At 69.9% G+C, this 13,912-nt stretch carries 9 protein-coding genes; 1 reads left to right on the top strand and 8 read right to left on the bottom strand.

Annotated features, from left to right (window positions below; translation table 11 throughout):
• Positions 1–7 precede the first annotated feature (7 nt).
• The 7 genes from mtnA to L3V18_RS00230 form a co-directional block, all read right to left on the bottom strand.
• Positions 8–1,066, bottom strand: coding sequence for an S-methyl-5-thioribose-1-phosphate isomerase (mtnA, locus tag L3V18_RS00260; RefSeq protein WP_237052624.1), 1,059 nt, complete (start codon positions 1,064–1,066; stop codon positions 8–10).
• 72 nt (positions 1,067–1,138) lie between these two features.
• A complete protein-coding gene (locus L3V18_RS00255) occupies positions 1,139–1,918 on the bottom strand; it encodes a DUF3011 domain-containing protein (protein WP_237052623.1) in 780 nt (259 codons plus the stop codon).
• A 201-nt stretch (positions 1,919–2,119) separates the two neighbouring features.
• A complete protein-coding gene (gene epmA, locus L3V18_RS00250; protein ID WP_237052622.1) occupies positions 2,120–3,103 on the bottom strand; it encodes an EF-P lysine aminoacylase EpmA in 984 nt (327 codons plus the stop codon).
• Between the two features lie 112 nt (positions 3,104–3,215).
• Entirely contained in the window at positions 3,216–5,585 is a 2,370-nt protein-coding gene (gene ligA / locus L3V18_RS00245; RefSeq protein ID WP_237052621.1) for an NAD-dependent DNA ligase LigA, read from the bottom strand.
• A gap of 119 nt (positions 5,586–5,704) precedes the next feature.
• Positions 5,705–6,451, bottom strand: coding sequence for a cell division protein ZipA (gene zipA / locus L3V18_RS00240; protein WP_237052620.1), 747 nt, complete (start codon positions 6,449–6,451; stop codon positions 5,705–5,707).
• 65 nt (positions 6,452–6,516) lie between these two features.
• Positions 6,517–10,020 carry a chromosome segregation protein SMC gene (gene smc, locus L3V18_RS00235; protein ID WP_237052619.1) on the bottom strand — a complete coding sequence of 1,168 codons (3,504 nt, stop codon included), beginning with the start codon at positions 10,018–10,020 and terminating at the stop codon, positions 6,517–6,519.
• A gap of 172 nt (positions 10,021–10,192) precedes the next feature.
• Positions 10,193–11,287 (bottom strand): ABC transporter ATP-binding protein, encoded by a 1,095-nt coding sequence (locus L3V18_RS00230; RefSeq protein WP_237052618.1) that lies wholly within the window; start codon positions 11,285–11,287, stop codon positions 10,193–10,195.
• A gap of 112 nt (positions 11,288–11,399) precedes the next feature.
• Here L3V18_RS00230 and L3V18_RS00225 point away from each other — a divergent pair, with 112 nt between their 5' ends.
• Complete coding sequence (locus tag L3V18_RS00225) at positions 11,400–12,776, top strand: GH1 family beta-glucosidase (RefSeq protein WP_237052617.1); 1,377 nt, start codon at positions 11,400–11,402, stop codon at positions 12,774–12,776.
• A 155-nt stretch (positions 12,777–12,931) separates the two neighbouring features.
• On the opposite strand, the gene L3V18_RS00220 is transcribed toward L3V18_RS00225, so the two are convergent.
• Positions 12,932–13,852: an endonuclease/exonuclease/phosphatase family protein gene (locus L3V18_RS00220; protein ID WP_237052616.1), complete on the bottom strand. Its 921-nt coding sequence runs from the start codon at positions 13,850–13,852 to the stop codon at positions 12,932–12,934.
• Positions 13,853–13,912: the final 60 nt, after the last annotated feature.

Below are 13,912 nucleotides of genomic sequence, written 5' to 3'. Positions count from 1 at the left end.
TGCGGATTCAGCTCCCGAACGCCGCCCGCATCGCCGCCGCGTCGGGACGCTCGATCACGCCCTTCTCGGTGACGATCGCATCGATCAGTTCGTGCGGCGTCACGTCGAACACCGGGTTCCAGGCGGCGATCTCCGGCGCCGCGGTGCGCACGCCGCCGATTGCGAACATCTCGCCCGGATCGCGCTCCTCGATCTCGATCGAGTCGCCCGACGGGGTATCCATGTCGACGGTCGAGGACGGCGCCACGACCATGAACTTCGCGCCATGGTGACGGGCCGCGATCGCCAGCTGATAGGTACCGATCTTGTTGGCGGTATCGCCGTTGGCGCAGATGCGGTCGGCGCCGACGATCACCCACTGCACCGCGCCGCTCTTCATCAGGTGCGCGGCGGCGGCGTCGGCGACCAGGGTCGGCGCGATGCCGTCCTGCTGCAGTTCCCACGAGGTCAGCCGCGCTCCCTGCAGCCACGGCCGGGTCTCACCGGCATAGACCTTGGCGATCCGTCCCCCGGCGACGCCGGCGCGGATCACGCCCAGCGCGGTGCCGAAACCGGCGGTCGCGAGCGAGCCGGTGTTGCAGTGGGTCATCACCCCGCTGCCCTCGCCGATCAGCGCCGCGCCCATCGCGCCCATCCGCCGGTTGGCGGCCAGGTCCTCCTCGGCGATCGCCTGCGCCTCGCGCGCGATCACCTCGCGCCAGTCGGCGCCGGCCGCGAGCAGCACACGGCGCATCCGAGCCAGCGCCCAGGCCAGATTGACCGCGGTCGGGCGAGCCGCATTCAGGCGCTGCATCGCCGGTTCGAGCCGCTCCAGCGCCTGCCGTCCGTCCGCCGCATCGACCTGCCGCGCCGCGAGCACGACGCCCCATGCGGCGGAAATGCCGATCGCCGGAGCGCCGCGCACGATCAGCAGCCGGATCGCCTCCGCGACCGCGTCGCTGTCCTCGCAGCGCGCGTATTCCACGTCGAATGGCAGCTTGCGCTGGTCGAGAAGCTCGAGGGCGTCACCGGTCCAGCGGATCGGGCGGATGCGGTCGTAGCGGTCGAAGTCGATGTCCTGCGTCATCGGCAGAGTCTAACCGCTGGCGACGACGCGATGCGGACTGCCGGCAGCGCTCGCGCCGCGTCGGCCGGAAACTCAGCGGACGCTGAATTCCGCCCGACAACCGCTGCCGACCCAGATGCCGTTGCGGTCCCAGCCCCAGCTCGTGCCGCGGATGCACGGCGAGTTGGACAGCTGGCGCAGCAGGACGGCCTGATGCTCGATCCGCACGTTGCAACGACGCTGGCGGCCGTCGCGGGACTCGCAGCGCACGATCTGGTCGCGCCCCGGGTCCGGGCGATGACCACCGCCGCCGCCCTGCCCGGTCACGAACTCGGCACGGCAGCCCTGCGAGACCCAGACACTGTTGCGGTCGTAACCCCAGTTGCGGCCTTCGATGCAGGCCGTCGACGAAAGCTGACGCACCAACCGCACGCCGCCGCGGGTATTGGCCGGACAGTGGCGGGTGCGCTTGTCCTCCGATTCGCAGCGCACCAGGCCCGCCCCCTGTCCCGGAGAGGTGCCGCCGTAGCCCGCGATGAACTCGGCGCGGCAGCCACGGGTCACCCATACGCCACCGCGGTCGACGCCCCAGGTCTGGCCCTTGACGCAGGGGGTGTTCGACAGCTGCCGCAACAGCCGCACGCCGCCGCGGGTGTCGGCCGGACAACGCTGGGTGCGGTCGTCGCGGGATTCGCAGCGGAACGGTCCACCGCCGTAGTCGTTGCCGGGATAGCCGGGATATGTCGGGTAGTCCGGGTAACCGCCACCCGGGTAGGGACCGCCCGGACCGCCACCGAAGAACCCCGGATCGTAGATGCAGCCCGCGCAGGCCAGCACGAGCACCGTCGCGAGTACCCGAGTCAATGCTCCCATCACCTGCTCCCTCCCGACTATGGCCTCGTCAATTGACGCATGGCATGCCTGCATCCAAGTTACCGCGTCAACCTGAATCGCCGCCCGCCGCCCCTTCTGGCGCCGCAACGCATCCTGAACGAAGCGAGCCGGCGCATCACCACCACCGTAGTGACCCGGACGTCCCTGCGCAATGCCCGTCACCGCAGCCGGCGGACAGGCTCATGCCCGGGCAAAATCGAACGCCAGCACGTCGGCGATGCGCCCGGTTCCAACCATCGCCATCAGCAGGCGGTCGACGCCGAGCGCGACGCCCGCGCATGGCGGCAGCCCCGACGCAAGCGCGTCCAACAGGCGCTCGTCGATCGGCGCTACCGTCTGCCCGCGTGCGGTCCTCACCGCTTGGTCGCGCTGGAAGCGTCGCCGCTGTTCATCGGAGTCGGCGAGCTCGTGATAGCCGTTCGCCAGCTCCAGCGGCCCCAGGTACAGCTCGAAACGCTCGGCCACGGCGACGCCGTCGGCGGATCCGCGGCCGTCACGGATCCGCGCCAGCGCGCACTGCGAGGCCGGGTAGTCGATCACCGCCAGCAGAGTCCCGGCGTCGAAGGACGGCTGCAGGCGGTGGGTCATCAGCAGGTCGAGCCAGTCATCGCGGCCCAGGCCACACGGATCGATCTCGACATCGCCGAGCGCGGCCCGCAGCGCGGCCTCGTCGGCGGTCGCCGGATCCACGCCCAGCCGCTGCCGGTACAACTCGTGATAGCCGATCGTCTGCAGTCGCGCCCCACGGCCGACCAGGGCCAGCGCGGCCTGCACCAGCTCGGCGGTTTCCGCGGCCAGGCGGCGATGGTCCCAGCCGAGCCGGTACCACTCCAGCATCGTGAACTCGGGGTTGTGGCGACCGCCGGCTTCGCCGTCGCGGAACACCCGGCCCAGTTCGTAGCAATCGCCGAAACCGGCCGCGAGCAGGCGCTTGAGCGGGAACTCGGGCGAGGTCCGCAGCCAGCGCGTGCGCGGCGCGCCATCGGTACGGCCGCTGAACTCCAGGGCGAACGAAGCGATGTTCGGATCGGTGTTGCCGGCGACCGACATCGCCGGGGTCTCGACCTCGGTGACGCCGCGTTCGGCGAAGAAGCCGCGGATCGTCGCGTTCAGCCGCGCGCGCAGACGCAGCGCATCGAACGAGGCCGTGGGCTGCCAGCTCATCGCTCGCGTTTCCGGCAGAGGCGGCAAAGCCCCCCATCATGCGCCAGCACGAAGAACCGGTCGCGGCTCACGCCACTCCTACGGACAGGCGTGCGGTCGTTCCTGCGGCCGTTCATTCGAGCCCGGCCAGGAACGCCAGCAGACGCGTCTCGTCCCAGACCTCGACCCCGAGTTGCTCGGCCTTCGCCAGCTTGGAGCCTGCCGCCTCGCCGGCGACGACGAAGCTGGTCTTCTTCGACACGCTGCCGGCGGTCTTCGCCCCCAGCGCCTCGAGCCGCGCCTTGGCCTCGTCCCGGGTCATCGATGACAGCGTGCCGGTCAGCACCACCGTCTGGCCGTCGAGCGGGCCGACGGCGGCCTCGGCGGTCGCGGGTAAGAGCCCGTCGAGTTCCGCCAGTGCGTTCCCCGAGCCGGCCAGCAGGCGCGCATGCGTCTCGTCGGCCAACCACCCGGCCAGCGCACGCGCCGAATCGGCCGGCAGGCCGGCGGTCACGAACGCATGTTCGGGCGCGGCGAGCAATGCCGCCGCGTCGGGAAACGCCGCCGCCAGCTGGTCGGCCCGCAATGCCGTGACTTTCGGAATCTCAAGATCGACCAGCAGGGTCGCCAGGCCCAGCGATTCGCGCAGTTTCGGCGACGGCGCGTGCCCGTCGCCGATCCGCACGCCGCGCGCGAGCAGGTCGTCGATCACCTGCTGGTTGCCGGGCTGGTCGAAGAAGTGGCCGATGCTGCGCGCGACCTCGCCGCCGATGTCCGGTACGCGCTTGAACAGCGGCCACGGCAGCCGCCGGATCAGTTGCAGGTCGCCGAACCACGCGGCCAGCGCCCTGGCCGTGCTCTCGCCGACGTGCTGGATGCCGAGCGCGAACAGGAATCGCTCCAGCGTGGTGTCGCGGCTGCGGTCGATCGCCTCGATCAGGTTCTCGGCCCAGCGGGTCGCGACCTTGCCGCCCTTGACCCCGGCCTTTTCCAGGTGAGCCGGCGTCGTGCCGTCGCGCTCGTCGGCGCGGCGTTTCATCTCGAGCAGATCGTCCAGGGTCAGCTTGTAGAGATCGGCGACGCTCTGGAGGTAGCCGAGGTCGTCGAGTTCCTCGACGTAGCGCTCGCCCAGTCCTTCAATGTCCATCGCCCGGCGCGACGCAAAGTGGCGCAGCGCCTCCTTGCGCTGAGCGGCGCAGGTCAGCCCGCCGGAGCAACGGAACACCACCCCGCCCTCGTCGCGGACCAGTTCCGAGCCGCACACCGGGCAATGCTCCGGCATCGTCCACGGCGCGGCGTCGGGCGCGCGCATGTCGGGGACCACCCGCACCACCTCGGGGATCACGTCGCCGGCGCGGCGCACGATCACGGTGTCGCCGACGCGCACGTCCAGCCGCGCGATCTGATCGGCGTTGTGCAGGGTCGCGTTGGTCACGGTCACGCCGGCCACCTGCACCGGCTGCAGCCGGGCGACCGGCGTCGCCGCACCGGTGCGGCCGATCTGGATGTCGATGCCTTCCAGCACGGTCGACTGTTCCTGCGCGGGAAACTTGTGCGCGATGGCCCAGCGCGGCGCGCGCGAAACGAAGCCCATCTCGCGCTGGCCGGCGTAGTCGTCGAGCTTGTAGACCACGCCGTCGATGTCGAACGGCAGCGTGTCGCGCAGCGCACCCATCCGGCGGTAGTAGTCGAGCAGGCCATCCAGGCCGGTCACCACCTCGCTCTGGCCGCTGACCGGAAAGCCCCATTGGCGCAGCTGAGCCAGCGTCGCCGAATGGGTATCGGGTAACGCGCCGCCCTCGACCTGGCCGACGCCGTAGGCGTAGAACGCCAGCGGCCGGCGCGCGGTGACCCGGGGATCGAGCTGGCGCAGCGAACCGGCGGCCCCGTTGCGCGGGTTGGCCAGCACCTTGTCGCCCTTGCCCTCGCTGCTGTTGGCCAGCGCCTGCTCGTTGTAGGCCCTGAACGCCTCCAGCGGCATGTAGACCTCGCCGCGAACCTCCAGCACCTCGGGCCAGCCCTCGCCGCGCAAGCGCAAGGGAATCGCCTTGATCGTGCGCAGGTTGGCGGTCACGTCTTCGCCGGTCGCGCCGTCGCCGCGGGTCGCACCCTGGACGAAACGACCCTGTTCGTAGCGCAGGCTGATCGCGAGGCCGTCGAGCTTGGGCTCGACCGAGAACACCGGCGATTCACGGCCGATCCGCTCGTCGATGCGGCGCACGAAATCGGCGACTTCCTCGTCGCTGAACGCGTTGCCCAGCGACAGCATCGGTATCGCGTGACGGACCTCGTCGAAAGCGCCGGATGGGGCCGCGCCGACGCGCTGGCTCGGCGAATCGGGACTGACCAGTTCGGGATGCTCGGCCTCCAGCGCCTCGAGCTCGCGCAGCAGGCGGTCGTACTCGGCGTCCGGGATCGCCGGATCGTCGAGCACGTGATAGCGGTAATTGGCGTCGTTGAGCCGTCGGCACAGCTCGGCGATGCGTTGCTCGGGTTTGATCATGTTCGTACGTCAGCCCGAAAGGACATTACAGCCGCGGATCACGCGGATGCCCGCGAATGGAACAACCGACAGTGCTCTTGCCTCATCCGTGTTCATCCGCGTGATCCGCGGCTGGTCAATTACCAGCGGCCCGGCTTGCTCAGCGGTGGCGCTTCGCGCTGGCGGTCGTAGGCGCGCAGTTCGTCGCGGATGTGGGCGATGCGCTGTCGGCCGAGCGCGTTGCGCTGCTCGTCGAGGACGATGCCGTCGAGCAGCTCGGCCATCCGCTGCGCGGTCGGCAGCATCGCTTCCCAGGCATCCAGCGCGGGCATCGGCGCCGGCAGGGTCAGGAAGAACGCGATGGCCGGCGTTTCCAGCGACTGGATGTCGGCCATGTCGAAGCTGCCCGGCTTCATGATGTTGGCGACGCTGAACACCGGTCCACGCTCGGGGTGATGCTCGACCAGCCGGTGGAATACGCCCATGTAGCCATAGACCAGGCCGGCCTTCTCGGCGGCGACGACGATGTCGGGGCCATGCAGCTTGTGGCCGGCGCGCGCGGCCAGGTACAGGGTCACGATCTTGTCGAACTCCTCGCTGGCGCGACGGCCGAGTTCGCTGCCACCAGGCGCCGCATCGCCTTCGACGGCGAACAGGCTCCCCTGGCTGGCCTGACGGTCGCCTTCGCCGGTCGGGTCGGCGTCGCCGCCGGCAGCGGCGAGGGTCTCGCTGAAGGTCGGCTCGCGGCGCCCGTCGGCCGCGCGCGGGTCGCGCTTGCGCCGGGTGCCCTGGCCGGGCCTGCTCGGACGGCCGAAGAAATAGATCGCCGCGATCAGGATCAGGCCGGCGATGAGGATGCCCAGGCGCAAAAGCCAGACTTCAGACATCGGGGAAGCTCCTCGGTTGGGCGGGGCAACGGACGGAGGCGATCGCCGGATTCATGCCGCCCGGCTCATGCCGCACCGGCCAGGCGCGCGGCCTCGGCCAGGTCGACCGACACCAGCCGGCTGACGCCGGGTTCGCGCATGGTCACGCCGGACAGCTGCATCGCCGCTTCCATCGTCGCCTTGTTGTGGGTCACGAACAGGAACTGTACCTGTTCGCTCATCTCGCTGACCATCTGCGCGAGGCGGCCGACATTGGCCTCGTCCAGCGGCGCGTCGACCTCGTCGAGCAGGCAGAACGGGGCCGGATTGAGCCGGAATATCGCGAACACCAGCGCCACCGCGGTCATCGCCTTCTCGCCGCCGGACAACAGCGAGATGTTCGACACCCGCTTGCCGGGCGGGCGCGCCATGATCGCCACCCCGGTGTCGAGCAGGTCCTCGCCGGTCAGCTCCAGGTAGGCGTGGCCACCGCCGAACAGGCGCGGATACAGCTCCTGCACGCCTGAATTGACTCGGTCGAAGGTGTCCTTGAAGCGGCCGCGGGTCTCGCGGTCGATCTTGCGGATCGCGTCTTCCAGCGTTTCCAGAGCCGCGGTCAGGTCGGTGTGCTGCGCATCGAGGTAGTTCTTGCGCTGCTCGGCCTCGGCATGTTCGGCGATCGCGGCGAGGTTGACCGGTTCCAGCCGGCGCAGGCGTGCGTCGATCTCGTTCACCGACCGCTCCCAGGCCGCGGGCTCCGCGCCCTCGACCAGCGTATTGGCGACGTCCTCGAGCACGAAGCCGGCCTCGGTCACGGCCTCGACCAGTTGCTCGGCCTTCAGCAGCAGCGCCTGCTGGTCGAGACGGCGCTGGCCGATCGCCTCGCGCTGCTGCAGCGCCTGCTCGTCGCGCTGCTGGCGGACCTGCTCGAAACGGCGCAGGTCGGCGTCGATGCCGTCGAGGGTGGTCCTCGCCCGGGTCAGCGCCTGTTCGGTCTGCACACGCTGCTCGAGCGCGACCTGGCGCTGCTGTTCGAGTTCGTCGACCGGCGAGTCGCCCTCCTCCAGCTGCAGGCTCAACTCCTCCAGGCGGCTGTCGAGCTGGCCGCGCTGGCCGCCCATCCGGTCGAGCGCCTGGGTCAGCGCCGCGACCCGGGTGCGTTGGGTCTCCAGGGTCAGCGCCAGCGCATGCGCGGCGTCGCGCGATTCGCGGGCCAGCGTGCGGGCCTGGTCGCGCGCCTCGTACAGGCGGCTGCGTTCGGCGTCGAGCTGCTGGCGGACATCCTCCAGCTCGCTCATCTTCATCACCGCCTCTTCCTGGCGCATCCGCGACTCGCGCGACTGCTCGCGGCTGGCTTCGGTCGCCTCGGCCAGCTGCGCCAGCTCGGCGTCGATCTTCTCGATCCGCCCGCGCGCCGAATCCAGCCGGCCCTGCTGGCTCTGCAGCTGCCCGGCCAGTTCCGATACACCGCGGTGCGCCATGTACAGGGTCCGCTGGGCGTCCTCGCGCTGCTGCTCGGCGGCCAGGGCGCGATCGCGCAGCTGCACCTGCAGCGACTCCAGCTCGTGCTCGCGCGCCTGCAGGGTCTCGATCTCGCCACGCAGCGACTGGATCTCGCGCTCGCGCAGCAGCGCGCCCTGCCGGGCCGCGCCCGAGCGCATCACCCGCAGCCAGCCCGCGCCCAGCCGCTCTCCGTTGCGGGTGATGATGGATTCGCCCTCGCTCAGCATCGGCAGCATCGCCCGGGCTGCGGCCAGGTCCTCGGCCGCATGCAGGCGGGCGAGGATGCGGCGCACCGCGATCGGCCCGCGCACCTTCGAGGCCAGCGAGGTCGGCGCGAAATCGACCGCGTCGTTCTTCGGTTCGACCAGCGCCAGCCGGCCCTCGCCGAGTTCGCCGATCGCGTCAACCAGCGTCTCGGGCGATTCGACCAGCACTCCTTCGACCAGCTGGCCGAGCGCGTTTTCGACCGCGTTTTCCCAGCCGGCCTCGACCTGCAGGCGTTCGCCGACCCGTGCCGCGGAGTCCAGCCCGCGCGCCTTCAACCAGTCCAGCGCGGCGCCCTGCTCCTGGCCGAGCGCCGCATGCTGCAGAGTCTCGAGCGACGACAACCGGCCGCGCGCGGTCTGCGCCTGCTTGCGGACCTCGGCCAGCTCGGACTGGGTGGCGCGCTGCTGTTCCTGGACCTCGGCCAGCGCCGACTTCCGCGATTCGAGCGCGTCGGTAAGCGAGTCGAGCGACAGCTTCTGGGTCTCGTGCTGCTCCTGCAACGCGGCGAAGGCTTCCGACAGCGCGGCCAGGTCGAGACCGTTGCGCTCGGCGGTCAGCGCCTCCCGGCGGCGCTCGGCGTCCAGCGCCTGGCGGTCGAGGTGTTCGATGCGGGTGCGCTCGACATCGGCGGCGCGGACCGCCTCCGACTGCGCCCGGCTGTGCTCGTCCCAGCGCTGCTGCCAGTCCGACAGCCGGTTCTCGGCGTCGCGCAAAGCATCCTGGCGGGCGGCATCCTCTTCCCGCAGCTGTTCGATCCGTGGCTCGGACTCGGCGATCGCCGCCTGCAACACGTCGAGCTGGGACTGGTCGTTGCCGATGTGCTGGGTCAGTTCGGCCAGCGCCGTCTGGGCTTCGTCACGGGCGCGCTGCAGCCGCGTGGACAGTTCCTTCTGGTGCTGGATCTGCTGCTCGATCCGGGCCAGCGCACCACTGACCTCGTAACTCGCCGCCTGCGCCTTGCCCAGCGCCTCGGCGGCCTCCTCGCGGCGCACGCGACCGGTCTCGATCTCGCGCTCGGCCTCGCGCTGCTCGGCGATCAGCTGCTGCAGCCGGGTTTCCTGCTGGGCCAGCTTCTCGCGCTGGGCCTGCAGCTTCTGGTCCAGCGCGCGGTGCTCGAGCGCCTTCCATTCGGCGTCCTTGACCTTGCGCTCGGCCTGCAGCGCCTGGTACTGCTCGGCCTGCCGCGCCTGGCGCTTGAGGTGCTCGAGCTGCTTGCCGACTTCCTCGCGCAGATCGTTGAGGCGGTCGAGATTCTCGCGGGTATGGCGGATCCGGTTCTCGGTCTCGCGGCGGCGCTCCTTGTACTTGGAGATGCCGGCGGCCTCTTCCAGATAGACGCGCAGCTCCTCGGGCTTGGCCTCGATGACCTGGCTGATCATGCCCTGCTCGATGATCGAATAGCTGCGCGGCCCCAGGCCGGTGCCGAGGAACAGGTCGGTGATGTCGCGGCGCCGGCACTTGGCGCCGTTGAGGTAGTACTGGCTCTGGCCGTCGCGGCTGACCGTGCGCTTGACCGAGATCTCGTCGTAGGCACCGTACTCGCCGGTGATCGTGCGGTCGGCGTTGTCGAAGATCAGCTCGACCATCGCCTGCGAGACCGGCTTGCGCGCCGAGGAACCGGCGAAGATCACGTCGGTCAGCGAATCGCCGCGCAGGCGGCTGGCCGAGCTCTCGCCCATGACCCAGCGCACCGCGTCGATGATGTTGGATTTGCCGCAACCGTTGGGACCGACCACACCGGTCATGTTGGTGGGCAGGTGCAGCGTGGTCGGGTCGACGAAGGATTTGAAACCGGACAGCTTGATCGTGGACAGACGCATTCGTCGGAGAAACCCTTGACGGGCGGCATGAGGCCGCGCGCTGAATTAGGTATGAGATTAATTATCGCGCCCAAGTCATTGATTGACATAAACGCGACGCGACCCGGGAGCCGCGTTTCCCCGCGAGTATAACGGTCCCGCGACAGCTGTAGCGCTCCTGCCGGCCGCCGCCTCAGGCCGGCAGGCGCTCGCCGGAGCCGGGGTCGAAGAAATGCAGCCTTTCGGCAGCCGGGCGACAGTGGACGAGCTCGCCGGCCGACGGCAGCCGCCAGGGCGGTACCCGCGCCACCAGCGGATGGCCGTCGCAATCCAGGTTGAGGTAGGCCTCGCTGCCGACCGCCTCGACGACCTCGACCCGGGCCGGCAGCGCGCCGGGCCCGGCCTCCGCCAGCGCCAGGTCCTCCGGCCGGATCCCGAGCGTGACCCGGTGCCCGACCACGGCTTCCAGCCCGGAGGCCTCCGGCAGTGCCAGCGCGAGCCCGTCGCCGATCCGCAACCGGTACCCGCCGGCACCGTCGGCGCGGCCCAGCTCACCTTCGACCAGATTCATCGCCGGACTGCCGAGGAAGCTTGCCACGAACAGGTTGGCCGGCCGCTCGTACAGCGCCATCGGGGTATCGATCTGCTGGATGCGCCCTTCGCGCAGCACCACGATCCGGTGCCCCAGCGTCATCGCCTCGACCTGGTCGTGGGTCACGTGGATCATCGTCGTGCCCAGCTTCCGGTGCAGGCGCGCGATCTCGACCCGCATGCTGGCGCGCAGTTTGGCGTCGAGGTTGGACAGCGGCTCGTCGAGCAGGAAGACCTGCGGCTGGCGGACCAGCGCGCGCCCGAGCGCGACCCGCTGGCGCTGGCCGCCCGACAGTGCGGCCGGCCGGCGGTCGAGCAACGGCGCGATCTCGAGCATGTCGGCGGCCTCGGTCACCCGCCGGCGCACCTCCTGCTTCGCCATCCCGCGAAGCTTCAGGCCGAATCCGAGATTCTCGGCCACCGTCATGTGCGGGTACAGGGCATAGTTCTGGAACACCATGGCGATGTCGCGCTCCTTCGGCGGCAGCGCGTTGACCATCCTGCCGGCGATGTGCAGCTCCCCGCTGCTGATCGCTTCCAGTCCAGCGATCATCCGCAACAGGGTCGACTTGCCGCAGCCCGACGGCCCGACCAGCACCAGCAACTCGCCGTCGTCGACCTCGAAACTCGCCTCCTGCACGGCCACGTGCCCGTCCGGATAGACCTTGCGCAAGCGGTCGAGCGACACTTTGGCCATTCGGCGATCCCCTTCTATCGTGCTGCGACGGTGCAATTGTCGTCGGGCTCGGCTATCCTGCCATGTAATCGTTTACATTCCCACATGACCCGCGCATTGGAGGCCCCCGTCGATGAGCCAAGTCCCCACCTTTCCCGATGGATTCCTGTGGGGAGCGGCGACCGCCGCCCACCAGATCGAGGGCTCGCCGCTGGCCGATGACGCCGGCCCCAGCATCTGGACCCGGTTCGCGCATACGCCCGGGATGACTCTCAACGGCGATACCGGCGACGTCGCCTGCGATCACTACCGCCGCTGGAAGGACGACGTGAGGCTGATGCGTGATCTCGGCCTGCAGGCCTACCGCTTCAGCGTGGCCTGGGCGCGGGTGCTGCCCGACGGCACCGGCCGCATCAACCAGGCGGGCCTGGACTTCTACTCGCGACTGGTCGACGAGCTGCTCGCCAACGGCATCGAGCCGCTGCTGACCCTCTATCACTGGGATCTGCCGGCGGCACTGGACGACCGCGGCGGCTGGCTCAACCGCGACAGCGCCGACTGGTTCGCCGAGTACGCCTCGGTGATGTACCGGGCGCTGGATGGCCGGGTGAAGAAGTGGGTCACCCTCAACGAACCGTGGGTGATCACCGACGGCGGCTATCTGCATGGCGCGCTGGCCCCCGGACATCGCAGCCTGTTCGAAGCGCCGATCGCGTCGCACAACCTGATGCGCGCGCATGGGGCCGCGGTCCGTGCGTATCGCGAGGCCGGCGCGCACGAGATCGGGCTGGTGGTGAACATCGAGCCCAAGTACCCGGCATCCGATTCGGAGGCCGATCGCGTCGCCACCCGCCGCGCGCACGCCTACATGAACGAGCAGTACCTGCACCCCGCCCTGCTCGGCCGCTACCCGGAAGAACTGGAAGACGTGTTCGGCGCCGCGTGGCCGGAATGGCCGAAGCAGGACTTCGAACTGATCCGCCAGCAACTCGACTTCGTCGGCATCAACTACTACACCCGCGGCGTGACCGAGGCCAACGACAGCTATCCACTGAAGGCCGGCAGCGTGCGCCAGCCGCTGGCGACCTACACCGAGACCGGCTGGGAGGTCTATCCGAAGGGGCTGACCGACCTGTTGGTCTGGTTCAAGCAGACCTACGGCGACATCCCGGTCTACGTCACCGAGAACGGCGCGGCGATGTACGACCCGCCGATCGCCGACGTCGACGGGGATGGCCGCGGCCGGGTCCGCGATCCGCTGCGGATCGATTACCTGCGCAAGCACATCGCCGCCATCCACGATGCGATCCGGGCCGGTGTCGACGTGCGCGGCTACATGCTGTGGTCGCTGCTGGACAACCTGGAGTGGTCGCTGGGCTATTCCAAGCGTTTCGGCATGGTCCACGTGAACTATGCGACCCAGGAACGCACCCCCAAGGACAGCGCGCACTGGTACTCCGGGGTGATCCGCAGCCACGGCCGCAGCCTGGCCGAACCGCTTCCCTACTGAAGCCGGGCCGGCCGCGGATTGACGCATCGTCCATCGCGACCGCGCCGGCAGGGGCGGCGTGAGCCGCGAGGACTTCCCGGTGAGGGCCCGATCGCGGCTCACGCCGCTGCGCGGTTCATCCGGGGCGCGCGAGGGATCGATCCGGAGCCGCGGACTCAGCGGCAGCGCGGCGTTTCGACCCGTGCGGTGACCGGGAAATGGTCGCTCGGGTACTGGCCATCGCGGGCGAAGGTGTCGATCCCGGCCGAACGCGTGACGAAGGCGCCACGGGTCAGGATCCAGTCGATCCGCGCCCCTCCCGCGGCGTTGCCGGTACCGCCGAAGTCGTGGAAGGTCCCGAACGCCGGCTCGCCCTGCCCGGCCTCGTTCCAGGTATCGACGAACGCGCCCTCCGCGGTCAGCGTCGCATACACCTGGTCGGCCGCCTCCGGTCCCGTCGTCGCCGCGTTGAAGTCGCCGAGCAGCACGACCGGGATGCCCGGCTCGAAGCCGGAGACGCGGTCGACCAGCAACTGCGCGCTCTTCGTCCTCGCAGCGGGCGTTTCGTGATCGAGATGGGTGTTGAGCGCATACAGTTCGCAGCCGCTTTGTCGGTCACGGAAGCGGACCCAGGTGGCCATCCGGCTGAAACGGTTGCCCCAGCTGCGCGAGCCGATCGCCTCGGGCGTATCGGACAGCCAGAAATGGTCGTACTCGAGCGGGACGAGGCGGTCGCGGCGGTAGAACACCGCCATGAACTCGCCGTGGCTGCCGCCATCGCGGCCAAGCCCGATCCATTCGTATTCCGGCAGGCCCTCGTCGATGTCGATCAGTTGCCGATACAGCCCCTCCTGGGTGCCGACCAGGTCGGGCGCACGACGCCGCAGCAGCTCCAGCACGACCGGGCGGCGCTCGGCCCACGCGTTCGGCGGCCGGGTGCCGGCATAGCGCAGGTTGAAGGTCATCACGTCCAGGGCGGCCCCCATCGCTGCAGTGTCGTCACCGCTGCCGTCGTCGGCAGCGGCAACCGGCGGCGGACCCGCAAGCAGCAGGACGGCGAGCGAAACGGAAAAGACAAGACCCCTGCCGAATCGCATCGCCGCCGCTCCCGCACCGTTACCTGTCAACACCGTGCCAGCAGCCGCCGACGATCGCCA

Source organism: Marilutibacter chinensis (assembly GCF_021725675.1).
Lineage (GTDB): Bacteria > Pseudomonadota > Gammaproteobacteria > Xanthomonadales > Xanthomonadaceae > Marilutibacter > Marilutibacter chinensis.
Note: the sequence above shows the minus strand (reverse complement) of the source record. Positions and strands in the feature narration are given on the sequence as shown.